The sequence below is a fragment of the Mesorhizobium sp. WSM4829 genome, assembly GCF_055811475.1.
In genome coordinates this window covers 1-20838 of the sequence record NZ_JBVVQJ010000063.1, presented here as the reverse complement: position 1 = coordinate 20838, position 20838 = coordinate 1, and the positions used below count along the sequence as shown (strand labels likewise).

The following is a 20838-nucleotide window of genomic DNA, read 5'->3' as shown; positions in this document are numbered from 1 at the left end:
GAATATGCAAACGTAACCACCCGTCAAAATAAGGACACCTCAAAATTGGTGGCTAAATGTCCCAGGAGAACATTTGGTATTTCATCTTCGCTGTCGAGGTTGAAGGCAAGAAGGCTCGCCTGCTTGGCAGGTTTGCGAAGCAGTCGAATCGCGGAAGTTTGCACAGGGCTGGGGGGCAGAGACGACAGGGCTGGGGGGCAGTGACGACGGTTGATCAGCCTCTCATCCGCGGGTTGGTACCGGCCTTCCGTGTCTTCGTGTCAGGGCTGTCCTCGGTCTAGAGGGCGGGTAGTTTGCTGAGAGTTCTGCAAATTCGCTGAGAGGGTCGGTTCCTGGGAGGCTGGTGATGTTCAATGTCACCGATCCCCTGGAAGGCACGCCGCTATGACTAAGACACAAAGTAAGACCGCCAGCGCTACCGTCAAAGACATTCTTCTTTCGAACCCGGATGGACTGCACGAAGTGATCAGTGCGGTGATGCAGGAGGTTCTCGAGGCCGAGATGGACGAGGCGGTGGGTGCTTCGAAGAGCGAGCGGACGCCGGAGCGGCTCGGCTATCGCTCGGGTTATCATGGGCGCACCCTTGTCACGCGTGTGTCGGCAAGTTTGAGCTGAGGGTTCCGCAGGACCGCTCGGGGCGCCTGCTCCACCGAGTTGTTCGAGCGCTACCAGCGTTCCGAGCGGGCCTTAGTGGCCACGCTTGCGGAGATGTAAATAGCGCGCCAATAAGAGGGGTGAAATCCGCATGTCCATGTGGACTGCGAAAGAGTATCTGATGTAGAGATGGCTTGGATCTCTAAACGACATTTTGACTTCTCCCGACGTCGCAGAGACCGTTTGCCGAACCTCTAGACTAGAATAGAAATTTAGGAGCAGCACAATGACCCCGTCCCTCTCCCTGTCTGGTCGCCGAGCTATTGTCTCCGCCGCAGCCTCCGGTATTGGTCTTCTCATCGCCGAGACACTTGCGGAAGCTGGAGCTCGGGTGGAGGTGTGCGATGTCGATCAACAGAAGGTTGCAGAGTTGACACGGCGTCATCCCGGCATTAGCGCGACGTGTTGTGACATTGCCGATGCGAGCGACACTGAGCGCTTCTTCGCAGCTGCAGTCGAGCGGCTGGTGGGGTCGACATCCTGCCCTTAACAAATCCGCGTCAACGCCATCTGCCCGGGTTTTGTCGAAGGCGATCGTATGGAGGGGGTGATCGCCGGAGAAGCTGCTCAAATGGCCGTCGACCGCGAGGATCTCCGCGCCCGCTACATGGCGAACTCGTCTATGGGGACGGGAGTGCTACCAGTTGATATAGCTGCCATGGTCCTCTTCCTTGTCTCGGAATCGGGCAAGCGAATGTCAGGCCATGTCTTCGTGGTGGACGCCGACGCGATGTGATCGCTGCGTCCGGACGGGATTCTGGTCGCGGAGATCTGTCATCGGGCGAGGATCAGCCAGGCGGCCTACTTCCATTGGAAAAGAAATACCACGGACTGCTGCCGACGGAGATGAAGCGGCTGAGCAGCTTGAGGACGAGAAGCTGAGGAAGCTGGTGGCCGATCTCTCCTGTAAGCGATGCGTCGAGGCACCGTTCCCGAAGCTTGTGATGCGTCTATGGCAGATCAGCCGTTAGTCCGCGCGCTGGCGCCGATCACACCGGATCGTCATAATCGGGTGACGTAGTGGAGTTGGCGGAGGGCGGGGATGACGAGGGCGATGTCTTTGTACGCCTCGTGCTCGATGAAGTGCGCGGGCTCAGTGTGGCTTATGGCGCTCTTGTGTGAGCGCCAGTGGTGGTCTTGCACGCTATCAGCGGTAGCGATGACCTTCAAACTGCGATTCATATTGTAGGCGATGGCGGTGAAGCGCTGTCCCGGCAGCACCTTTCGCGCGTGGATGTAAGGGACGATGTTCGAGGCCTTTGAGGGCTTCGACATATGACGATTTCAGAGTTTACGCTTAAGTCCAAGGACGAGGAGCCGGTCCGTCGGCTGGAGATCTTCACTGGTTTGGGTCGGCGGCGTGAGTGGCCGCCGAAGGAGAAGGCCCGGATAGTGGCGGAGAGCTACGAGGCGGGCGAGACGGTTTGTGCTGTGGCACGCCGGTATGGACTTTCCCCGCAGCAATTGTGGCGTCGGGCTGCTCCCCGGCAGATGGGGGAGGCAGCGATAACGGAATCCATGGTGACGGCGGCGCCTCCTAAGCCTGCGGAGAAGCATCCGCAACAGCCAAGGAAGCGGGAGCCGGCTCGAGACGCTGGTGTGATGAGCTCGAGATCGACGGCATCGCTGCCGCAACAGCCAAGGAAGCGGGAGCCGGCTCGAGACGCTGGTGTGATCGAGCTCGAGATCGACGGCATCGCTGCAAATTCCGAGGGATGCCGCCCCCTGATTCCGAAATGATGCCGCCCCCCTGGAGGGGTGTATGGGCGTGGTGCTCTGCTGGTGAAATGTTCCTTCTGTTGGGTTGTCCAGGAGAAGGAATGAAATGCCTGCGGAGAGATTGGCGATGCGGCGTGTCCGCGAGATTTTGAGATATCGATTTGAAGAGGGCCTTGGCCACAAGGCGATCTCGTACAGGGTCGGGGCTGCGCCCTCGACTGTGCGCGAAACGCTTCGTCGCGCGGAGACCGCCGGGCTGGTTTGGCCGCTTGGCGATGAGATCACCGACGCGGTCCTGGAGGCCGCGCTCTAAAGGCAAACGGGACGAAGACAGGGCACCGCCGCAGCGTGGAGCCGGATTGGGCTCATGTGCACCGCGAGCTGAAGCGCAAGCATGTGACGCTGTAGATCCTGTGGGACGAATACATCGCTCGCCACCCCGATGGTTACCACTATAGCCGCTTTTGTGATCTATACCGGGGCTGGGCATCCAACCTGTCAGTAACGATGCGGCAGAACCATGCCGCCGGCGGCAAGCTCTTCGTCGACTATGCCGGCGATACGGTGACGGTGATCGTCGACCGGCTGAGGGGCAAGACGCGCCAGGCGCATCTGTTCGTGGCCGTGTTGGGCGATTCGAGCCTATCCTATGCGGAAGCGCGCTGGAGTGAGACACTTCCGGACTGGCTGGGGTGTCACGTCAATGCACTGGAAGCGTTCGGCGGTGCGCCGGCTCTGTTGGTTCCCGACAATGCCAAGGTCGCCATCATCAAAGCCTGCCGCTACGACCCGCAGGTAAACCGCACCTATGCCGGCATGGCCGAGCATTATGGCAGTTCGGTGCTGCCGACACGGCCACAGCGGCCACGCGACAAGGAGCAGGCATCACGATGCACCTTGTTGGAGTTGTTGAGCGACAATTAATCTGGGCGGACGACCACCATATCGACTGCCGGAGCCTTTTTCGAGTCTGACGTTGCCCGGCGGTTCGTACAGGTATCGATGGTTGGTGGCGTATCGATGGCGCTTGAGAATGCCTTTCCGCCCGAGTTGGTGAACGGTCGAGGCGCACACGCCGAGCTGCTGGGCTACTTCCTCGCCGGTCAGCATTCCGCTCTCCCGCAGCCGTTCGTACCGGTTCTTCAATCCATAGGTGCGGCGCACGAGCATGACCTTCTTCAGGGTGAAGGGTTCGCCGCGCCCGAGCTCATTGAGACGGGCGGCGATCTGCTGGTCGTTGGTGGTCTCCAGCTGTAGAAGTTTGCACTTGATCGGACAGTTGGCGTCTGAGAATGGTCCGTTTTGCCTGTCCGATAGGATCAGGCAGCGATCATTTTCTCCTTCGCCAGCGGGGCCGTGTCAAGGAAGGTCTGCATCGGCGTCTTGCCGAAGCACCAGCGGCCCTGATGTGGGCGCTGCTCATTGTAACTTCTGACCCATTCATCCAAATCGGCCTGCAGCTCCTCGATCGAGCCGTAGATCTTCTTCCTGAAGGCGACCCGGTAGAACTCGTCCAGCACCGTCTTGTGGAAGCGTTCCACGATGCCATTGGTCTGCGGGTTCTGGTTCTGGTACGGGAATGATCCACGTCCTCGACCGCCAGATAGAGCTCGTACTCGTGGTGTTCGGGATTGCCGCAATATTCGGTGCCGCGGTCGGTCAGCACCCGGCTTAGCTTCACCTCGTGGGCGTCGAAGAACGGCACCACGCGGTCGTTGAGGAGATCGGCGGCGGTGATCGGGGTCTTGCGGTCATAGAGCTTGGCGAAGGCGACCTTCGAATAGGTGTTGAGGAAGGTCTGCTGGTTGATGCGTCCGACCCCCTTCATGTTGCCGACATAAAAGGTGTCCTGGCCGTCGCAATAGCCCGGGCATTCACTCTCGAACTCACCATGCGCCTCCTTGTCCAGCTTGGCCTTTTCCAGCGCCGCCAATTGGCTCTCGGCACGATACCGTCCTGGGCGACCTTGGCCTCCAGCGCCTTCAGCCGCTTCTTCATCGTCTCCAGATCGTGACGCTGCCACATCCCGCGGACGCCCGACGGCGAGACCGAGTGGCCGAGCTTGCGCATTTCGTTGGCGATGCGGGTCTGCCCATAGGCGGGATATTCCAGCGTCAGCTCGAGGATGATCGCCTCGACCTCGGGCGGCGTGCGGTTGGCCAACAGCGGCTTCCTGCGCGTCAGTTCCTGCAGCGCCAGTTCGCCGCCGGTCTCATAAAGCTCCTTGAAGCGGTAGAAGCTGTCGCGCGAATAGCCCATCATCTTGCAGGCCTGGCTGACATTGCCGAGCTGTTTGGCCAGCTCCAGCAGCCCCACCTTGGCGCGGATGATCTTTTGGTTCTTGGTCATGTCAGTGTCCTTTCCAACGCCGAGGTCGGGCGCTGCGAACCCTGACCACTCCGCGCCCGGCCTCGGCTCAAGCTTCAGCCTAGGACACCGTCTGTCAGATAAAGTTTAAACTTTACACCTATGCCCGAGACGACCGACCTTGGTGCGGAATGGACCTACCCGGCGTCGCCTATCTCTACGCTCCGGACCGCAAGGCCGAACAGCCGATCCGGCATCTTCAGGGTTTTGTCGGAACCCTGCAGGTCGACGGATACGCGGGTCACATTGGCCGAACGCAACGCCGTGAGCTTGGCCTTTTGCTGGTCGCATGTGCGTCGCCGCTTCTATGAGCTCGCGCAATCCGGCCCCGCGCCGAATGCGACTGAGGCGCTCGCCCGCATCGCCCAACTCTACCACGTTGAGAGCGATATCCGCGGTACCCCTCCGAGGAGGGCCGCCTTGCGGGCGAGGCCCGTCTGGACACATAGATTACGGTTTATACCGGAGACATGGGTAACACTTTCGGTCCAAACGGGTTACCGAGAGGTTCGAGTCTGCATGTCTCATCGTCGAAATATCCCAGATCATAGTCCATGAAGCTGACCAGCCAGATATGGTCCTCGACCTGTTTGATGCCGACGGTCTGGCCGGCGAAGACCTGGCTGAGGTTGATCTTTTTGCGATTATAGCAGATGCGCCCGCAGGTGGTGACGGTGACGGCCTTATCGTGGAACGGATAATCGAGGTCAGGCAGGCCAGTGTAGGTGCGCGGTGACGGCGCGTAGTGCTCTGCCGGACAGTCCATGTCGAGCGCCTGGTGCGGCCCTTCGTTGTTGAACTCCTGAATGAAGTCATCGAAGCGTGCCTGCTGCTGCAGGAAGTTGGCGCCGGCCGGTTTGGTGGTCTCCAGCTTGAGCGTCAGATGCATGCGCTCGTGGCGGCCGTTCTGTTGCGGGTTGCCCGGTTTGATGCGCTCGATGGCGATGCCGAGCCTGAGCCACCAGACCGGCAGCCTGGAAAGGTTGAAGAGCGCATTGGGGCTTGCGAAGGGCACACCGTTGTCCGTCCGGATCCCACTCGGCAGGCCGAACTCCTTGAAAGCGTTCTCGAACACGGTGAAGGCATAGGCCTCCTTGGTCGTGTGGAGCGCCTCGCAGGAGAAAGCGACTGGCGAAGTCGCTGATGGTCAGCGGATAGCAATAGCGCCGATCGGCCAGCATAAACTCGCCCTTGTAGTCGGCACACCACAGATCGTTGGGCCGGCAGGTATGGTAGAGCGGCGTTCCCTGCGCCCTATTGCGTCGCCGCTTGCGGCGCTTGACCAGACCGTGACGGTCCAGCACCGCATGCACCGTTGAGATCACCGGGGTGTGGACGTGCGGGTAGCGCCGGGCCAGCCGCTCCCTGATCTTCGGCGCGCCCCAGCTGGGCTTGTCCTGCTTGGCACGCACAATCAGCTTCTCGATTTGGAAAGGAAGCTGATTGGCGTGCCGGTAAGGCCGGCGCGAGCGGTCGGTCAGACCTTCCAGCCCGCTATCGTTATAGCGATCGACCAGCTTCTAGCCGGTCTTGCGCGAGATGCCGAAATCCCGGCACAGCGCCGCCATCTTCTCGCCGTCCAGCAGCCGCGCTATGTACTTCAGCCGCTCATCCATGACGTTACACTCCTTCCAGGCACCTTTGCTCTCCTTGCAAAGGGCCGAAAGTGTAACGCATGTCTCCGGAATGAACTGTCACCCATCTCTCGGGAAGGGCACGAAGGGAGGATGTAGCTGACTGTCGGTATGGATATCGCTACTGACTGTCGCCAAGTCACTCGTCTCGAGATTGTTGACACTGGCCGCCGGCGCCGCTGGTCGGAAGAGGAGAAGCTGCGGATCGTCGAGGAGAGCTATCGGATCCGCGGCAAGCATCCGCGACAGCGCGGCGTCGCGGGATTCCAACCCACTGCTGTTTGCCTGGCGCAAGGCGCGTCGTGAGGGTCGGCTCGGCGAAGGTGGCGTCGGCGGTTTCGTGCCGGCGGTGATCGTACCGGAGCAGCCAAAGAAGGGTCCAGAACCGGTTGGCGGGCGCATGGAAGTAGTGAGCGCGAATGGCCGCGGGGTGATCGTCGAGCCAGACGTGGACGTGGAAGCGCTGCTTCGGATCATGCGCGGCCTGGAAACGCTGCGATGATCCCGATTCCGACGGGGGTGCGGGTGTGGCTGGCGACGGGACACACCGACATGCGCTGCGGCTTTCCCAGCCTTGCACTACGCGTGCAGGAGATCTTGAAGAAGGATCCGCTGAGCGGCCATATTTTTTGCTTTCGCGGTAAAAGAGGCGATCTCCTGAAGGTCATTTGGCATGATGGGCAAGGATCATGCCTGTTTACCCGGCGTCTTGAGCGTGGCCGCTACATCTGCAGCTGCTGGCGACGATCCTGTTCGACAAGTTCGGCATGCACACTCCGCTCAACCGTCAGAGCACGCGCTAGCGCTCAAGCGCTATGTGGGCATGCGCCAGGGATTGGGATACAAGTATCATGGCCCCGCTCGACGGTTGTCGGATTTCGTCACCTTCATGGAGGCTCGCGGCGCCGAGACCGTCACCACGGCGTTGGCAATGAAGTGGGTGACGTTGATCGGCCGACAACCGAGTTGGTCCATCCGCCTAACCGATGTGCGCTGCTTCGCTCAGCACCTCGCTCATTTCGACCCCATGACGGAAGTGCCACCTCAAGACGCTGTGTCGCCGGCGCGGCGGGCAAGCCCTACATCTATAACGATGCTGAGATCACGGCGCTTCTGTCGGCGGCACTGTCGCTGCCGCCGGCCAACGCCCTGCGTCGCTGGACATATCATTGTCTGTTCGGATTGATAGCGGTCGCCGGGCTACGCCATTCCGAAGCGCTCGACCTGCGCCGAGACGACGTCGATCTCGACCAAGGTATCCTCACCATTCGGGAGACGAAGTTCGGCAAGTCGCGGCTGGTCCCGCTCCATGCCACGACGGTCGCCGTGCTGTCGGACTATGCCGCGCGACGCGACGCGCATCTCGTCGCGCCTCGTAGCCCTATTTCTTTGTCGCCGAGCAGGGCGGCAGATTGCTGCACCAGTACGTGCACCGGGTGTTCTGGCAGCTGTCGCGACAGATCAGTCTGCGGCAGCGGGGCAGCGCAATGGTCCGCGGATTCACAATCTTCGTCACCGTTTCGCCGTCCAGGCCCTGACCAACTGGTATCGTGCGGGCGAAGATGTCGAGCGGGAACTGCCGGTCCTCTCGACCTTTCTCGGCCACGCCAATGTTCGCGACACCACTGGTACCTATCCGCCGCGCCGGAGCTAATGACCCATGCCGCGCGACTGATGGATGAGCGGTGGGAGGTTCGCTTATGAGTGCCTCGAACGATCTGGCCGTGCTGATCGAGCGGTGGTTCACCGATCGGCTCATGCGACATCGAGGCGTAAGCTCCAACACCATCGCCTCCTATCGCGACACCTTCCGGCTCCTGTTTGCATTCGCGCAGACACGCCTTGGCAGGTCTCCGTCGCAGTTGACACTGCGGGATTTGGACGCGCCTTTCATCGGCGCATTCCTGGAGGACCTCGAGACACTGCGATCCGCCTCAGTGAGGACCCGGAACCTCCGCCTCACGGCCATTCGGTCTTTCTTCAGATATGCGTCGTTCGAGGAGCCGGCCCATAGCGCCCAGATTCAACGCGTGCTCGCGATCCCGAGCAAGCGATGCGACAAGCGACAGCTTCAGTTTCTCACTGCCCGAGATTGAAGCGATCCTGGCCTGTCCGGATCGCAGCACATGGCTGGGACGGCGTGATCACACTCTGCTGTTGCTGGCCGCGCAAACGGGGTTGCGGGTCTCGGAGATCATCGATCTCGACCGGGACTCGGTGATGCTGGGGCACGGTGCCCACGTGCGATGCGTTGGCAAGGGCCGTAAGGAGCGAAGTACGCCGCTCACCAAGGTTGCACAGCAAGCCCTTCGGGGCTGGCTCAACGAGCCCAAGGAAGCGGGGCGCAACGGCTATTTCCAAACACACAAGGCGGCAAGCTGAGCGCCGACGGCGTGCAGGCGCTGCTGAACAAATATGTCGCCAAGGCTCGCGAACACTGCGTCACCCTCCGCTCGAAGGGGTGTCGCCCCATGTTTTGAGGCACAGCGCTGCCATGGAGCTGCTGCAGGCGGGCGTCGATTGTTCTGTCATCGCCCTATGGCTGGGCCATGAGGCGATGGAAACGACGCTGACCTATCTTCACGCACATCTTGAGCTGAAGGAATCGCACTTGCCAAGCTGAAGCCATACGAGCGCGCAAAGGCCGAACGATTTCGACCAAACGACCGGCTTCTTGAGTTCCTGAACGCCCTTTGAGCATGAGAACTATGCCGAGTGTCAACGACCGGTTCTTGGTCGAAATGGCGGGCAAAGCGCTTCATACCGCCATGATCGGAAGCGGCGCTCGGCATAGTTCGGCGGTCGGCATAAAGATGCAAGCTCAACGGCGTCGAGCCTCACACCTACCTCGCTGACCTGATCGCCCGGATCGTCGCCGGCCATCCACAAAGCCAGATCGACGATCTGCTGCCTTGGGCCTACAGACCCATGCCGCTCAAGGCCGTGGCCTGAGAACAGCGGTTACGCTTGACCCATGCCCCTCATCGTCGACGAGCGTGCCGGTCTTGACCCGGATCGCCTTGGCCTTGAGCTGGCGGGTGATCGCGTCGAATAGGGCCTTGTCCAGGCCATGGGACGCAAGAGCTTTTCGAAAACCGACGAACGCCGATCGCTCCGGCGTCGCCTCGGATACCGAGAACCCGCAGAACCGCCGGAAGGATCCTCTATCCTCCAACGCTTCGGCAAGCTTCACGTCCGACAGGTCGTACCAGATCGAGAGCAGCATCCCCTTGAACACCGCAAGTGGCGGCCAGCGGGCTCGCCCTTGGCCGCGCAGAAATAGCGGCCAGATGGTGCTCGATCGGCACCCGGTCAATCAGTCTGGCAAGCTCGTCCAAAGACGAATGCTGACCGCGGTCAACGGCCAAACCGAACTTTTCCTGACCAACGCGCCGACGTCCCATACGACTCCCTTAATCCTTTGTTCGCGTTGAGGGAATTGTAAATTGGCCGTCCGGTCCAGACACCCGCGCACAGGTCTCATAAGATCCTTAAGCAAAGCTCGAAGAACATTCCCGAACCGCACCGCGGCCGCCCATTCAATCCATCGTTCGTCCTGATTCGACTTGCTAGGCATCATGCGCGATAGAGCGTGGGGGGCGTTTGGCTCAGTAGCTCCGCACCACGCTCTGTCACTAGGACATGAGCGCTAGTCCCAAATAGGTAGCCGTTTTCACTGCACAATATGTTTGGTATGTGCAAGGTCATGCCGGATTGCAATATATTGGCCGCGTCCGGCTCCAAGCTCAGGTCACCGCGTTCAGTCCAATTGATGCCAGTCTGGTATCCCGTTCGTTGGCGAATGACGCCCTTGCGCCCAGATCGCTTCAGCACCTCACGGCCGGCAGCGTCGACTGCCGCCGCGGAGGTACCCGGCTTAACTGTGGCAACGAGGGCGTCAATGACTTCCTCGGCCAAGGTGTGTAGAGACTCAGATTCAGGATGTCGCCCAAGCACGGCGCACCGGACGATCCCAACCGCGTACCCGTGTTTTGATGCGCCGATCTCCAGAAAAGCTGGCTCGTTATTACTAATTGGATGCCGAGATGGGGGGGCATGCGGCAACTTTGTCCGTTCCCCGAACAAGATGGCACCGCCAGAAAACGCAATTTCCCCGCCAGCGTTGGTGGCGTCTCCGCTAATGGCCGCCGCCATAGCTGCTGCCATCTCCAGTTCGGTAACACCTTCTCGTAGCGACCTTTGGAAGGTTCGCACCGCAAGGTCAGTCATGCGCATTGCTTCGCGCATGCACTCGAGTTCTAGCTCGCCCTTTACCGCTGCAACCGAAGAAACTAGTCGAGTCGCATCCGCAACTTTTAAGTCGGGGAGCTGCGCCCGAAGCGCGTTGAGATCTGCCGGCGCGAAGTTCCAACAGCCAAGCTCAAAACCAATCCTCTTGCTTTGGAGGCCAACCCGACGAAGCACGTCGGCACACACTTTCCCAAAATCTGTATGGTGTGTATACGTAACTACCTCATCAATACAACTATATGAAAGAACCGCTTGCTCGTCATACTGTCGTACAACATATATTGGCAAACGACCGGGCACCATGATCAATGGAAAAGGCGCGAAGTACCCACCATTGCCATCATATCCGCTGAGATACCGAAGATGGCCATGGGCAGTCACTATAAGTGCGTCTAGCCCCGCTCTCGCCACTGCCTCCAGCACGTTAAGCTGCCTGCGCTCGTACTCGGATCTCGGGAACGGGACACCCGTCAGAGGAATAGCTGAGGACATCGTCGCCATATCTCACCTCAATGATTTGTTGAGTTGTGGTTCGGTTGTGCAACAGTGCGCATCGACCGATGGTCGAAGCTGTCGCTCAACGTGCTCTGGTTAAGGCAGACATTCAACCGTCCGAGCAGCTTGCGTCAAATGCAGTTTTTATATCGTCGTCATCTGGCGACGATATGTAGCTAGCCCGGAAAATTCATAGTGGGTTGGCGGTGTAGGATTTGGTTGCTAAGGCCGATCCGAATCATTTTCCGGAGACCACACCCGCCATGAACGATCTTACGCTGCCGCTGAGCGGTTTGTCATTAGTAGGCGGCAAGTCCGTCGTCGCCCGTTTTGACGGCGGCATGCTGTCGTCCAACAGCGGCGTTCTGGCTCTGGCCGACGTGGAAAAGCGGCTGCGGGTGGCCGAGCGTCTGGCGCGCTGCATCGACGATCCGCGCTGTCCGGGACCAGACCGCCCGCAGCTTGGCCGACATCCTGCGTGCCCGCATCTTTGCAAATTCGCCTTCGGCTACGAGGATGCCAACGATCTCGACCGGCTGCGCAGCGATCCGGCCTTCAAGCTCGCCTGCGGGCGGTTGCCCGATAGCGGCTCGACCTGTGCTCGCAGCTGACCTGTTCGCGGCTGGAGAACCAGTAGGACCTCAGGACCGCCATCCGGCTCAGCCGCGTGCTGGTCGATCTGTGGCTGTCGAGCTATGCCGCGCCACCGAAAAAGCGTCACGCTCGACATTGACGACACCTTTGATGCCGTGCACGGCGGCCAGCAATTGCGCCTTTACAACGCCCATATGTGGAACGGCGATTTTGGCAAGTGCATTTTTCAGACGGCTGATCACGCGGGAACGGTGCGGTCATATGTTCGGCCTTTCAGCGCGGTCATGTAACCGCTGGCCTCGATGAAGTCCTCGATGCGAGTGGCCTGATCACTACGGCGCGCTGTGTGCGCAGTGGGCGTTGCGGCCTCTCTCGCCTCGGGATTTCGTCCCATGGAATCATCGTCTGTTTCGTGCACCTCGCCTCTGCCGGCTACCGCGCCGGTCAGTTCGTCCGGGTCGTTTTTCGGCTCAAGCGCTTGCCACGCTGCTCGCCTGCGTCAGACCCTGATATGTCCCGCCCTTGTTCAGCAGCGACCAGATAATCCGCGCCATCTTGGTGGCGAGCGCGACAGCGACGACCTTGAACGCGCCAGAAGCGCAGCGAGCCATTCGGCGCCTTTGTTGTAGCCCCGCGCGTATCGCAGGACGGTAGTCGCGCCGAGCACCAGCAGGCAGCGAAGCTCCGGGTCGCCCATTTTCGATATACCTCCCAGCCGTTCCTTGCCTCCGCTCGAATGAGATTTCGGTGTTAATCCGAGCTAGGCCGCAAAGTGCCGCCCGGACTTGAACCCGCCGGGATCTGGAACAAGCGCCTTGATGGTCACAGCCGTGATGGCGCCAACACCCGGTATCGTCGCCAGTCGTCGCATATCCTCGTCTCGTTTCGCCTCGGCAACGATTTCCCGCTCGAACTTGTCGACCTGCTCCTTCAGCACCTCGATCGGCCAGGGCGACAGGGCGAAGCAAGCCGCTTTCGGCAAGCGGGCGCCGGTCTCGTCGCGCACGATCCCGACCAGGCCAGCAATCTTCGCCGTGCCTATACCGCCGACGATGCCCAATTCCGACAGATCCGCACGAAGAGCGTTGATTGCCTGTGTTTGCTGGCGAACCAGAAGCCCACGCGTCTTCAACACCATCGCGGCAGCCTGTTGTTCGGCCGATTTGATCGGAACGAAGCGCATGGTCTTGCGGGTCACCGCCTCGCTGATCGCCTCAGCGTCGGCCGCATCTGTCTTGCCGCGCTTGACAAACGGTTTGACATAGGCTGGCGGGATCAACCGCACTTTGTGACCAAGGGCCGCGATCTCGCGCGCCCAGTAATGCGCACCCCCGCAGGCCTCAATGCCGACCAGACACGTCGGCTGCTTCTCGAAGAACCGCAACACCTCACCACGGCGGAGCTTCCGGCTGACGATTGGAGCCCCCTTGGCCTCAGCGCCGTGGATTGAAAAACCTGCTTGGCCAAGTCCAGCCCGACAGTGGCAATATGCTTCACGGAACGGCTCCTATTTGTGGCGTTGAATAAACGACCACGTTGTAGCACTCTGATGCTACGGTAGCAGGTCGTTCCACCTCATAACACGACGAATAAGGCTTCCAGCCGATCCATGTCTATGACGCCGCCACCGGCCGCCCGGCCGCCATGATCCTGCGCCCCGGCAAGGTGCCGACGGGCAAGGAGATCCGCGGGCACCTGCGCCGCCTCCTGGTGCGCGGCGATGGCCATTCGGCCGGGCCGCCCGAATCCTCCTCGCGACAAGGAAAAACTGATCAATCGAGGCGGAACCTCTAGAGGGTCAGCCCTCAGAGCCTTGGGATTATTCATGACCCATCTGGGTTTGTTTGCGGCCGAGCGTCGGAGAGGTGGTGACGAAGCGTCTTTTTCACCGCGGCTGTGTCTGAACTTGTGAACGCGCTGGAGGGTTGAAGCTCTATGTTCGGCTAGGCGGATGCGCGAGACGGTTTCGATGACGCGGGCGCGGAGCTTGAGGAGCCTGAGACGCAACATTGCGAGTTCGGCTTGGCGAGATGATGGAATGTGGGCACCGCCTGGCGCAGGGTGAACATCAGCCAGTATGCGGCGGTGTGCAGGACGAGGCGGACAAGGTTGGCGATCGGCGACCGGCAGCTGGTGGTCGGAGGTAAGTTGGCTCTTGTTGCCTCTTGATCAGGTCGCCGCGGGCGCAGTAGATCACGTCGTAGAGGTGCTCGGCCGAGCCACTTTCGAGATTGGTGACGACGATGTCGAGTCCCATCGCGGTTGCCTCGATGCGAGCGCAGACGCGACGCTCAAGCTTCCAGGTTTCGCCGTGTAGTGGGTCTCGGCATATCGCGCAGCTCAGACTTGAGCTCAAGCGCGCGGCGCGTGCGGACGTCGTCGCTACTGTCGTCGACGAGCCGCCGTTTAGAGCGACAGCAAGGTGCATCATGGATCGCGGGACGTGGCGGCAGAGCTGGCTTAAGCAACCGGATTATGTCAAATCAACCGCTTAGGCCATCCGCCGTAACCGGGGCAGACTACCGGGCATTCAGGCTTGAGCGGCTTGCCTAACGAGATCCGGAGCGGCGATCAGCTCTTGTGCGGGTATGCCGAGGCGGTCGCGAGATAGCGATTCGAGCTTGATGCAGGTTCATCAGGCCGAGCAGGGCGTCGCGGGCGTTCCCCTCACTGACGGTTCCGCCGGAGATCTTCCGCTTGGTGAGAAGGCGCGGATGTCGTTTTCCGAGCCGTTAGATGATATAGGCGACGGGGAGAGTGTGGCATCCTTCGGCGCTCCAAAATCCCCGTCAGAAGGAGCACCCCCATGTCGCAATCTCAATCTTTTGGCGGTCGCTTACCGCTCTTAGAATAAGATAACACGTCATTGCCGTCATCGAAATGAGCAAGGAGAAGCGGCTGATGCCGCGCTTGTTCCAGGTTTCAAGCGCCAGCCGCTCCAGAAGATCGAGGCCGACGCGCCAGCGCTGTTGCAGCTGCTGCAGCACTGGCGCGACGAAGCCGGCCGGGCCGGGCACACGGTCCAGCTGTAGAAGTTTGCACTTGATCGGACAGTTGGCGTCTGAGAATGGTCCGTTTTGCCTGTCCGATAGGATCAGGCAGCGATCATTTTCTCCTTCGCCAGCGGGGCCGTGTCAAGGAAGGTCTGCATCGGCGTCTTGCCGAAGCACCAGCGGCCCTGATGTGGGCGCTGCTCATTGTAACTTCTGACCCATTCATCCAAATCGGCCTGCAGCTCCTCGATCGAGCCGTAGATCTTCTTCCTGAAGGCGACCCGGTAGAACTCGTCCAGCACCGTCTTGTGGAAGCGTTCCACGATGCCATTGGTCTGCGGGTTCTGGTTCTGGTACGGGAATGATCCACGTCCTCGACCGCCAGATAGAGCTCGTACTCGTGGTGTTCGGGATTGCCGCAATATTCGGTGCCGCGGTCGGTCAGCACCCGGCTTAGCTTCACCTCGTGGGCGTCGAAGAACGGCACCACGCGGTCGTTGAGGAGATCGGCGGCGGTGATCGGGGTCTTGCGGTCATAGAGCTTGGCGAAGGCGACCTTCGAATAGGTGTTGAGGAAGGTCTGCTGGTTGATGCGTCCGACCCCCTTCATGTTGCCGACATAAAAGGTGTCCTGGCCGTCGCAATAGCCCGGGCATTCACTCTCGAACTCACCATGCGCCTCCTTGTCCAGCTTGGCCTTTTCCAGCGCCGCCAATTGGCTCTCGGCACGATACCGTCCTGGGCGACCTTGGCCTCCAGCGCCTTCAGCCGCTTCTTCATCGTCTCCAGATCGTGACGCTGCCACATCCCGCGGACGCCCGACGGCGAGACCGAGTGGCCGAGCTTGCGCATTTCGTTGGCGATGCGGGTCTGCCCATAGGCGGGATATTCCAGCGTCAGCTCGAGGATGATCGCCTCGACCTCGGGCGGCGTGCGGTTGGCCAACAGCGGCTTCCTGCGCGTCAGTTCCTGCAGCGCCAGTTCGCCGCCGGTCTCATAAAGCTCCTTGAAGCGGTAGAAGCTGTCGCGCGAATAGCCCATCATCTTGCAGGCCTGGCTGACATTGCCGAGCTGTTTGGCCAGCTCCAGCAGCCCCACCTTGGCGCGGATGATCTTTTGGTTCTTGGTCATGTCAGTGTCCTTTCCAACGCCGAGGTCGGGCGCTGCGAACCCTGACCACTCCGCGCCCGGCCTCGGCTCAAGCTTCAGCCTAGGACACCGTCTGTCAGATAAAGTTTAAACTTTTACAGTCCAGCGGATCACCGTCGCCTATGAGGCGGCCGGCGACGGCTTCTGGCTGGCGCGCTGGTTGCGGGCGCACGGCATCGAGGCCTAGCCACCATCCCTTGAGCGTTCCGGTGTCGCGCGAGCACCGCCGCGCCAAGACCGATCGTCTCGACACCGAGCTTTTGATGCGCGCCTTTCTCGGTTGGCTGCTCGGCGAGATGCGCCATTGCACCATGGCGGCAATCCCGACCATCGAGGAGGAGGATACGCGGCGGCCGACCCGCGAGCGGGAGAGCCTGGTCGGCGAGCAGACGCGGCTCATCAACCGCATTAAGGCGGTCCTCGCCCGCTTCGGCATCCGCAGCTTGCGGCTGAGCTTGCGCAGCGTGGCTGCCAGGCTCGCCAGCATCCGCACACCGGAGGGGACGCCGCTGCCGGACAACACCCGCGCCGAGCTTACCACTTTCTGGAGCGGCTCCACCTCGTGCGCGAGCAGATCCGCGCCATCGAGCAGGAGCGCCTGCGCCGGCTGGCCGCCGCTCCGGCCGCTGCGGCGAGCGGCCCGCACGCGATGGTGCGTCTGCTGGCGCGGACCATTGGCATCGGCGCCGAGACCGCCGACATGCTGGTCCACGAGATCCTGTCACGCCCGTTGCGCGATCGCCGCGGTGGCGCGCTATGCCGGCCTGACGGGGTCGCGGGACTAGATGTGAGGTTTCAATAGGTTGTTTATTCGGTCCTGAGCGAGGAAGCTGAAGTTGCTGAAGCTTTAACGATTCTCGAGGACCGAATGAACATCCATAAGAATGCCCGACTGACGCCGCATGGTCGAGAGCGGATCGTGACTGAAGTGCTGCGCGGGCTGACGCCGCAGGCCGCCTCACGAGCCGCAGGCGTTTGCCCGCATACTGTGCGCAAGTGGGTTGCGCGATATCGAGCCGAGGGTGTGGCCGGTCTTCAGGATCGCAGCTCGCGACCACGACGTCTGCGCCGTCCCACGCCGCCGCAGCTCGTCGCTCGCATCGAGGCCCTGCGCCGGAGCGTAGGCCCGGCAAGCATATCGCCAAGGGGGTTGGCGTCTCGCCCGCAACAGTCAGTCGTGTTCTCAAGCGCCTCGGCCTGAACAAGCTCAAGGCTTTGGATCCATTGCCGCCGGTATGCGGCTATGAGCGTGCCCATCCCGGCGAGCTAATCCACATTGACATCAAAAAGCTCGGCCGCTTCGAGCGGGTTGGTCATCGCATCACCGGTTACCACACAGGCCAGAGCACCTGGCGCAGCTCTAGGCGTGGCGGTGCGGGCTGGGAGTTCGTCCATGTCTGCATCGACGATGCATCTCGCGTCGCCTTCAGCCAAATCAAGCCCGACGAGAAGACGCGGAGCGCTATAGCCTTCCTCAAGGCAGCCATCGCCTGTTACAAGCGTCTCGGCATAACCGTGACCCGCGTCATGACCGACAACGGCTCCTGCTACATATCGAGAGCCTTCGCCAAGGCCTGCAAGCGGTTGCGCCTCAAGCACATCCGCACAAAGCCGTACACGCCCAAGACCAACGGCAAGGCCGAACGCTTCATTCAGATCGCGCTGCGCGAATGGGCATATGCCAGGGCCTACGACACCTCAGACCAAAGGGCCGAAGATCTGCCTCGCTGGCTCCATTGCTATAACTGGCACCGACCCCTTGGTAGTCTCAAGGCCAACACGCCCGTCAGCAGACTCGCCTTGTCCGAGGACAACCTGTTGAGGCTCCACACCTAGAGCGGCAAACGCCGCCGCGAGAAGGGGTTGGCACGCGCTGGCAGTCCCCGCGTGCGGCGCGGTATGATCCAGTTGTCCTGGCGCTTTCTCCTCTTCCAAAAGGACAGTGCCCTGGTCCCATGGTTCCAGGCGCGCACGGCCGACGGCCGTAAAACCACGCACAAGTCGATGATCGTGGCACTCGCCGCAAGCTGCTGATCGCACTGTGGCGTCTCGTCACAACCGCCGAAGTGCCGCAGGGCGTCGTTCGGCCGGCGTGACGCGCTGTGACAAGGAGGAGAACAAGCCACAACCCAATTGGCGGGTCCCGGTAGCGGGTCTGCCCATGACGATCCGCGGTAGCGGCAACCCGACTCCACACATGGTCCTTCGGACCGACCGTTAGAATGGGCCCGCCGCCACGGAGCTTCGCCACCGATGCGCATGCTGCATCATGGTCAGATCCACTGGGGATCTACCGAATACAATCTGCCGCGCGAACCCTCGCGCCTGCCTCATGGCGAGCTCGCCTCGGAAATCTGTCGTCGGCTTTTGACTCCCCCCTGGAAAGTGGGTCACCGACCCGGCAAAGCCTTGCCGCCGTGCTCGTGACTGTCAAAGGACAAGTCGCTTCGCGATGGCTATCAAGCCACCCTTGACCGTCACGGCGCGCGGCGGCCAGCGCGAAACCAGGGTCGGGACGAGGAGATGGTCGCCCCAACTGGCCGAACCAGGAGATGAGGAAACGAAGCGAGCGGGCGCGCACGGCCGCCGCGCGGCGCGGACAAGAGGCGCGCTGGTAGCTCTTCAGGTCGCGATAGAACCACCAGATCAACTGGCGCATGATGTCGACGGCGCGGCGCTGGTCCGGCGTCATCGGCACAAGCTTGTGGACGAGCCGCTCGGCGTGGACCCAGCACAGCGCATGCTCGCCGATGCGGAACTGGCCGTCATCATCGGACACGACGACAGTATCGCCAAGAAAGCCGTGGTGGCGGATCGCCCCCCACATCGCCCCTTCGGTGGCGATCTTGCCGGGTTGGGCTCAACCGCGAGCTGGTCAAGGCCGAGTGCGGCCAGATGCGCCTGCCAGGCAACGCTGTCGGCAAATGCCTTGTGCGCACGCAGCCGCCAGCCGCTCGAGCACCGGACCGGCGAGGTTGCGGCGCCGATATAGGCCAGGGCCTCTTCATTGATGATGTAATCGCCATGCCCGGCGCGCAGCATCGCCAGGAACGCCTCCCGTGACTTCGATTGCCCGGTGCGGAACGCGGTGAAGCGGTGATCGCCGATCTGGGTGGTGTAGCCATCCTGGTGGGCGTGGCGCGCCGACGTATCGTCGACAGGTGACCCAGGGCGCCGTCGCATGTCCGGCGCGCAGCATGTCACGGTCCTCCGCCGCAAAGGCCTCCAGACCCTCTGAAATCAGCCGCACCACCTGGCGCTTCGAAATGTCGACCCCGATCCCGGTCAACAACGCCGCCAACCGCTCCGTCGTCACCTGGCCCTGAATGTGACAGGCCAGGATGAAGCGGCACAGCTGCGCGCCAGCCGCCAACAATCCCCGCCGGCAGCGGCGCCACGAGCCTCTCGCCACTCGGTGTCACCCAGCATTCGCGGCGATAGCACACCACCTCGGCCGACAACACAAGATCGCGTACCAGGATCGTCTCGTGTCCCTTGAAGCGCGAGCCCGCAGGAGCGCTCACCGCAACCGTCACCGCGCGGCTCACGCGACCGCCGTCGCGCTTGGCGCCGGCCGGCGGCGCTCGCTTGCCCTTGCCGGATGTCGGCTGCGTCGCCTTCTCCATGCCCGATAGCTTGGCCGCTTGACCGGGGGACGCGGCGGCAGGTTCTTCAGACCGATTCTCAGCACGCACTGCCTGGTTCTCGATCTCAAGGCTCTCGACCCGGCCTTGAACACTGCGCACTTCGCCGATCAGCGCAGTAGCCAGCCCGCGGAGTTCCGCGAGCGACAGGCCTTCAAACGAATCAGTCGGTGGTAGCGTCACGCAAAGGGTGAATCACGAACGCGCTCGCCTGCAAACCCCTTCGCTCGGAAATCTGCCCCTGTTACTCATCCGCCAACCTCGCAGACCACCGGTCGTGCATAACATGGGTTAGCGTCTATCTCGCTTCTAGATGAGGATAATACACAAACTGCATTTGACGGGAGTCTCACTACGAGCGACGCTCGACTAAATCCCAGCGCAAATAGGTCAATGAAAATAGCTGGGCCGCACAACTCAGTAGCCAATATCCAATCCTGTCAGGTGGCGGGGTATAATGAGGGAGGACAAGCGATGAGAATACCAATGAACCGCAGACGTTTCATTCAGGCAGCGTCCGCTGTGGCTGTAGGTGCGATGTCTTCCGAAAGCGCTCGCGCTACTGCGCAGTCCACGGGCGAGCTGACGGTCGCGCTCAATGGTGGCGAGTACGCCAAGGCCTGTATCGAAGTCTACGTAAAACCATTCGAGGTGGAGACGGGAATCAAAGTGACCCCGATCACTGACGAGGTTTCCGGAGCCCAACTTGAGCTAATGGTGTCGACCAATAGCGTTTCGGTCGACGTAATTCCCGTAGACGCAAATATGGATGCTCAGGCTCCGGTGAAGGGCTACCTCGAAAAGATTGATTACTCAATCTACAAAAAAGCTGAATTGGACGCGATGCTAGACTTCGTCAAGACTCCGTACAGTGTTGGCTCGATTGTCTACGCTTACTGTATGGTCTACAATACCGAGAAGTTTCCGGCTGACAAACCGAGGCCGACCACGTGGGCAGATTTTTGGGATGTCAGCAAATATCCCGGAGTTCGCACGATGACATCCGGTGCGGACGGAGCGGGCCCGTGGGAGGAAGCTCTACTGGCGGACGGCGTGCCTGCGAACGCCCTATATCCTTTGGATATGGACCGAGTTTTCGCCAGCTTGGACAAGATCAAGCCGCATATCCGAAAGTGGTGGACGACCGGGTCGGAGCTCGGTCAGATGCTGCACGATAAAGTTGTCGACTTGTCGCAGTCCTTCGACGGACGAGCCGCTCTAATGATCGGCCAAGGCATTCCGCTTGGGATCAATCGGAACGAGTCAAAGCTGACCTGGGAAAGCTGGGCCATCCCGAAGGGCGCCAAAAATCTGCAGAACGCACAGAAATTCATTGAA

General features: G+C 61.1%; 18 protein-coding genes and 19 pseudogenes. 25 read left to right on the top strand and 12 right to left on the bottom strand.

The window, feature by feature from the left end; all coding sequences use genetic code 11:
* Nucleotides 1-384 precede the first annotated feature (384 nt).
* The 4 genes and pseudogenes from AC0L17_RS32855 to AC0L17_RS32840 form a co-directional block, all read left to right on the top strand.
* Nucleotides 385-711 (top strand): annotated as a pseudogene (locus tag AC0L17_RS32855) (transposase); the annotation flags it as partial.
* Between the two features lie 169 nt (nt 712-880).
* A complete protein-coding gene (locus AC0L17_RS32850) occupies nt 881-1144 on the top strand; it encodes an SDR family NAD(P)-dependent oxidoreductase (RefSeq protein WP_473518791.1) in 264 nt (87 codons plus the stop codon).
* 3 nt (nt 1145-1147) lie between these two features.
* Nucleotides 1148-1390, top strand: a complete 243-nt coding sequence (locus AC0L17_RS32845; protein WP_473518794.1) for an SDR family oxidoreductase — start codon at nt 1148-1150, stop codon at nt 1388-1390.
* Between the two features lie 3 nt (nt 1391-1393).
* Nucleotides 1394-1568, top strand: a pseudogene (locus tag AC0L17_RS32840) (transposase); the annotation flags it as partial.
* A gap of 88 nt (nt 1569-1656) precedes the next feature.
* On the opposite strand, the gene AC0L17_RS32835 reads toward AC0L17_RS32840, so the two are convergent.
* Entirely contained in the window at nt 1657-1929 is a 273-nt protein-coding gene (locus AC0L17_RS32835; RefSeq protein ID WP_473518790.1) for a hypothetical protein, read from the bottom strand.
* Between AC0L17_RS32835 and AC0L17_RS32830 the strand changes: the two genes are divergently transcribed.
* From AC0L17_RS32830 to AC0L17_RS32820, 3 genes and pseudogenes are all read left to right on the top strand, one after another.
* Entirely contained in the window at nt 1930-2394 is a 465-nt protein-coding gene (locus AC0L17_RS32830; RefSeq protein ID WP_473518789.1) for a transposase, read from the top strand.
* Nucleotides 2395-2500: 106 nt separating this feature from the next.
* Nucleotides 2501-3249: pseudogene (istA, locus tag AC0L17_RS32825) on the top strand (IS21 family transposase); the annotation flags it as partial.
* A 144-nt stretch (nt 3250-3393) separates the two neighbouring features.
* Complete coding sequence (locus tag AC0L17_RS32820; protein ID WP_473518788.1) at nt 3394-3630, top strand: hypothetical protein; 237 nt, start codon at nt 3394-3396, stop codon at nt 3628-3630.
* A gap of 62 nt (nt 3631-3692) precedes the next feature.
* Here the strand turns inward: AC0L17_RS32820 and AC0L17_RS32815 are convergent, their stop codons facing one another.
* Complete coding sequence (locus AC0L17_RS32815) at nt 3693-3914, bottom strand: integrase core domain-containing protein (protein ID WP_473518787.1); 222 nt, start codon at nt 3912-3914, stop codon at nt 3693-3695.
* A gap of 331 nt (nt 3915-4245) precedes the next feature.
* Between AC0L17_RS32815 and AC0L17_RS32810 the strand changes: the two are divergent.
* Nucleotides 4246-4308: pseudogene (locus AC0L17_RS32810) on the top strand (hypothetical protein); the annotation flags it as partial.
* Nucleotides 4309-4563: 255 nt separating this feature from the next.
* On the opposite strand, the pseudogene AC0L17_RS32805 reads toward AC0L17_RS32810, so the two are convergent.
* A pseudogene (locus AC0L17_RS32805) lies at nt 4564-4632 on the bottom strand (helix-turn-helix domain-containing protein); the annotation flags it as partial.
* A gap of 197 nt (nt 4633-4829) precedes the next feature.
* Here AC0L17_RS32805 and AC0L17_RS32800 point away from each other — a divergent pair.
* Nucleotides 4830-5172 (top strand): annotated as a pseudogene (locus tag AC0L17_RS32800) (IS66 family transposase); the annotation flags it as partial.
* Nucleotides 5173-5197: 25 nt separating this feature from the next.
* On the opposite strand, the pseudogene AC0L17_RS32795 reads toward AC0L17_RS32800, so the two are convergent.
* A pseudogene (locus tag AC0L17_RS32795) lies at nt 5198-6356 on the bottom strand (helix-turn-helix domain-containing protein).
* Between the two features lie 129 nt (nt 6357-6485).
* On the opposite strand from AC0L17_RS32795, the pseudogene tnpA reads away from it, so the two are divergent.
* The 7 genes and pseudogenes from tnpA to AC0L17_RS32760 all read left to right on the top strand — a co-directional run.
* Nucleotides 6486-6876 (top strand): annotated as a pseudogene (gene tnpA, locus AC0L17_RS32790) (IS66-like element accessory protein TnpA).
* Nucleotides 6873-7049, top strand: a pseudogene (gene tnpB / locus AC0L17_RS32785) (IS66 family insertion sequence element accessory protein TnpB); the annotation flags it as partial. The pseudogenes tnpA and tnpB, both read left to right, overlap by 4 nt.
* Nucleotides 7050-7310: 261 nt before the next feature.
* Nucleotides 7311-8078: a tyrosine-type recombinase/integrase gene (locus AC0L17_RS32780; RefSeq protein ID WP_473518793.1), complete on the top strand. Its 768-nt coding sequence runs from the start codon at nt 7311-7313 to the stop codon at nt 8076-8078.
* Complete coding sequence (locus AC0L17_RS32775) at nt 8075-8470, top strand: site-specific integrase (RefSeq protein WP_473518786.1); 396 nt, start codon at nt 8075-8077, stop codon at nt 8468-8470. The genes AC0L17_RS32780 and AC0L17_RS32775 overlap by 4 nt, the downstream gene beginning before the upstream one ends.
* Nucleotides 8361-8756 carry a tyrosine-type recombinase/integrase gene (locus AC0L17_RS32770; protein WP_473518785.1) on the top strand — a complete coding sequence of 132 codons (396 nt, stop codon included), beginning with the start codon at nt 8361-8363 and terminating at the stop codon, nt 8754-8756. The genes AC0L17_RS32775 and AC0L17_RS32770 overlap by 110 nt, the downstream gene beginning before the upstream one ends.
* A complete protein-coding gene (locus AC0L17_RS32765; RefSeq protein ID WP_473518784.1) occupies nt 8668-8997 on the top strand; it encodes a tyrosine-type recombinase/integrase in 330 nt (109 codons plus the stop codon). Before AC0L17_RS32770 ends, AC0L17_RS32765 begins: the two co-directional genes overlap by 89 nt.
* A 191-nt stretch (nt 8998-9188) precedes the next feature.
* Nucleotides 9189-9326, top strand: a pseudogene (locus AC0L17_RS32760) (transposase domain-containing protein); the annotation flags it as partial.
* Here AC0L17_RS32760 and AC0L17_RS32755 read toward each other — a convergent pair.
* Entirely contained in the window at nt 9310-9600 is a 291-nt protein-coding gene (locus tag AC0L17_RS32755; protein ID WP_473518783.1) for a transposase, read from the bottom strand. The pseudogene AC0L17_RS32760 and the gene AC0L17_RS32755 overlap by 17 nt on opposite strands.
* Before the next feature lie 350 nt (nt 9601-9950).
* Complete coding sequence (locus AC0L17_RS32750; RefSeq protein WP_473518792.1) at nt 9951-11117, bottom strand: M24 family metallopeptidase; 1167 nt, start codon at nt 11115-11117, stop codon at nt 9951-9953.
* 266 nt (nt 11118-11383) lie between these two features.
* On the opposite strand from AC0L17_RS32750, the gene AC0L17_RS32745 reads away from it, so the two are divergent.
* Nucleotides 11384-11731, top strand: a complete 348-nt coding sequence (locus AC0L17_RS32745) for a transposase (RefSeq protein ID WP_473518782.1) — start codon at nt 11384-11386, stop codon at nt 11729-11731.
* A gap of 48 nt (nt 11732-11779) precedes the next feature.
* On the opposite strand, the gene AC0L17_RS32740 is transcribed toward AC0L17_RS32745, so the two are convergent.
* A complete protein-coding gene (locus tag AC0L17_RS32740; protein ID WP_473518781.1) occupies nt 11780-11956 on the bottom strand; it encodes a hypothetical protein in 177 nt (58 codons plus the stop codon).
* Nucleotides 11957-12184: 228 nt separating this feature from the next.
* Nucleotides 12185-13211, bottom strand: a pseudogene (locus AC0L17_RS32735) (IS110 family RNA-guided transposase).
* A gap of 99 nt (nt 13212-13310) precedes the next feature.
* On the opposite strand from AC0L17_RS32735, the pseudogene AC0L17_RS32730 reads away from it, so the two are divergent.
* Nucleotides 13311-13454 (top strand): annotated as a pseudogene (locus tag AC0L17_RS32730) (transposase); the annotation flags it as partial.
* A 201-nt stretch (nt 13455-13655) separates the two neighbouring features.
* Here the strand turns inward: AC0L17_RS32730 and AC0L17_RS32725 are convergent.
* The 3 genes and pseudogenes from AC0L17_RS32725 to AC0L17_RS32715 form a co-directional block, all read right to left on the bottom strand.
* Nucleotides 13656-14116 (bottom strand): annotated as a pseudogene (locus AC0L17_RS32725) (transposase); the annotation flags it as partial.
* Between the two features lie 387 nt (nt 14117-14503).
* Entirely contained in the window at nt 14504-14731 is a 228-nt protein-coding gene (locus AC0L17_RS32720; RefSeq protein ID WP_473518780.1) for a hypothetical protein, read from the bottom strand.
* A gap of 92 nt (nt 14732-14823) precedes the next feature.
* Nucleotides 14824-15146 (bottom strand): annotated as a pseudogene (locus AC0L17_RS32715) (integrase core domain-containing protein); the annotation flags it as partial.
* A gap of 215 nt (nt 15147-15361) precedes the next feature.
* On the opposite strand from AC0L17_RS32715, the pseudogene AC0L17_RS32710 reads away from it, so the two are divergent.
* A pseudogene (locus tag AC0L17_RS32710) lies at nt 15362-15424 on the top strand (hypothetical protein); the annotation flags it as partial.
* A 255-nt stretch (nt 15425-15679) separates the two neighbouring features.
* Here AC0L17_RS32710 and AC0L17_RS32705 read toward each other — a convergent pair.
* Nucleotides 15680-15748: pseudogene (locus tag AC0L17_RS32705) on the bottom strand (helix-turn-helix domain-containing protein); the annotation flags it as partial.
* A gap of 208 nt (nt 15749-15956) precedes the next feature.
* On the opposite strand from AC0L17_RS32705, the pseudogene AC0L17_RS32700 reads away from it, so the two are divergent.
* From AC0L17_RS32700 to AC0L17_RS32675, 6 genes and pseudogenes are all read left to right on the top strand, one after another.
* Nucleotides 15957-16638, top strand: a pseudogene (locus tag AC0L17_RS32700) (IS110 family transposase); the annotation flags it as partial.
* 86 nt (nt 16639-16724) lie between these two features.
* Nucleotides 16725-17692: pseudogene (locus AC0L17_RS32695) on the top strand (IS481 family transposase).
* Nucleotides 17693-17952 (top strand): annotated as a pseudogene (locus AC0L17_RS32690) (IS110 family RNA-guided transposase); the annotation flags it as partial. It abuts the pseudogene before it with no gap.
* 356 nt (nt 17953-18308) lie between these two features.
* Nucleotides 18309-18848 carry a hypothetical protein gene (locus AC0L17_RS32685; RefSeq protein WP_473518779.1) on the top strand — a complete coding sequence of 180 codons (540 nt, stop codon included), beginning with the start codon at nt 18309-18311 and terminating at the stop codon, nt 18846-18848.
* A gap of 205 nt (nt 18849-19053) precedes the next feature.
* Entirely contained in the window at nt 19054-19182 is a 129-nt protein-coding gene (locus tag AC0L17_RS32680; protein WP_473518778.1) for a hypothetical protein, read from the top strand.
* A gap of 804 nt (nt 19183-19986) precedes the next feature.
* The coding region (locus tag AC0L17_RS32675; RefSeq protein ID WP_473518777.1) for an ABC transporter substrate-binding protein at nt 19987-20838 on the top strand (852 nt) is incomplete at its 3' end.

Bases quoted from the DNA above. Each gene is read 5' to 3' on its own strand.
- AC0L17_RS32680 (WP_473518778.1), top strand. From the start codon at position 19,054: ATGTCACGGTCCTCCGCCGCAAAGGCCTCCAGACCCTCTGAAATCAGC.
- AC0L17_RS32745 (WP_473518782.1), top strand. From the start codon at position 11,384: ATGAACGATCTTACGCTGCCGCTGAGCGGTTTGTCATTAGTAGGCGGC.
- AC0L17_RS32830 (WP_473518789.1), top strand. From the start codon at position 1,930: ATGACGATTTCAGAGTTTACGCTTAAGTCCAAGGACGAGGAGCCGGTC.
- AC0L17_RS32770 (WP_473518785.1), top strand. From the start codon at position 8,361: ATGCGTCGTTCGAGGAGCCGGCCCATAGCGCCCAGATTCAACGCGTGC.
- AC0L17_RS32750 (WP_473518792.1), bottom strand. From the start codon at position 11,117: ATGTCCTCAGCTATTCCTCTGACGGGTGTCCCGTTCCCGAGATCCGAG.
- AC0L17_RS32755 (WP_473518783.1), bottom strand. From the start codon at position 9,600: ATGCTGCTCTCGATCTGGTACGACCTGTCGGACGTGAAGCTTGCCGAA.
- AC0L17_RS32820 (WP_473518788.1), top strand. From the start codon at position 3,394: ATGGCGCTTGAGAATGCCTTTCCGCCCGAGTTGGTGAACGGTCGAGGC.
- AC0L17_RS32685 (WP_473518779.1), top strand. From the start codon at position 18,309: ATGGCTATCAAGCCACCCTTGACCGTCACGGCGCGCGGCGGCCAGCGC.
- AC0L17_RS32835 (WP_473518790.1), bottom strand. From the start codon at position 1,929: ATGTCGAAGCCCTCAAAGGCCTCGAACATCGTCCCTTACATCCACGCG.
- AC0L17_RS32850 (WP_473518791.1), top strand. From the start codon at position 881: ATGACCCCGTCCCTCTCCCTGTCTGGTCGCCGAGCTATTGTCTCCGCC.
- AC0L17_RS32775 (WP_473518786.1), top strand. From the start codon at position 8,075: ATGAGTGCCTCGAACGATCTGGCCGTGCTGATCGAGCGGTGGTTCACC.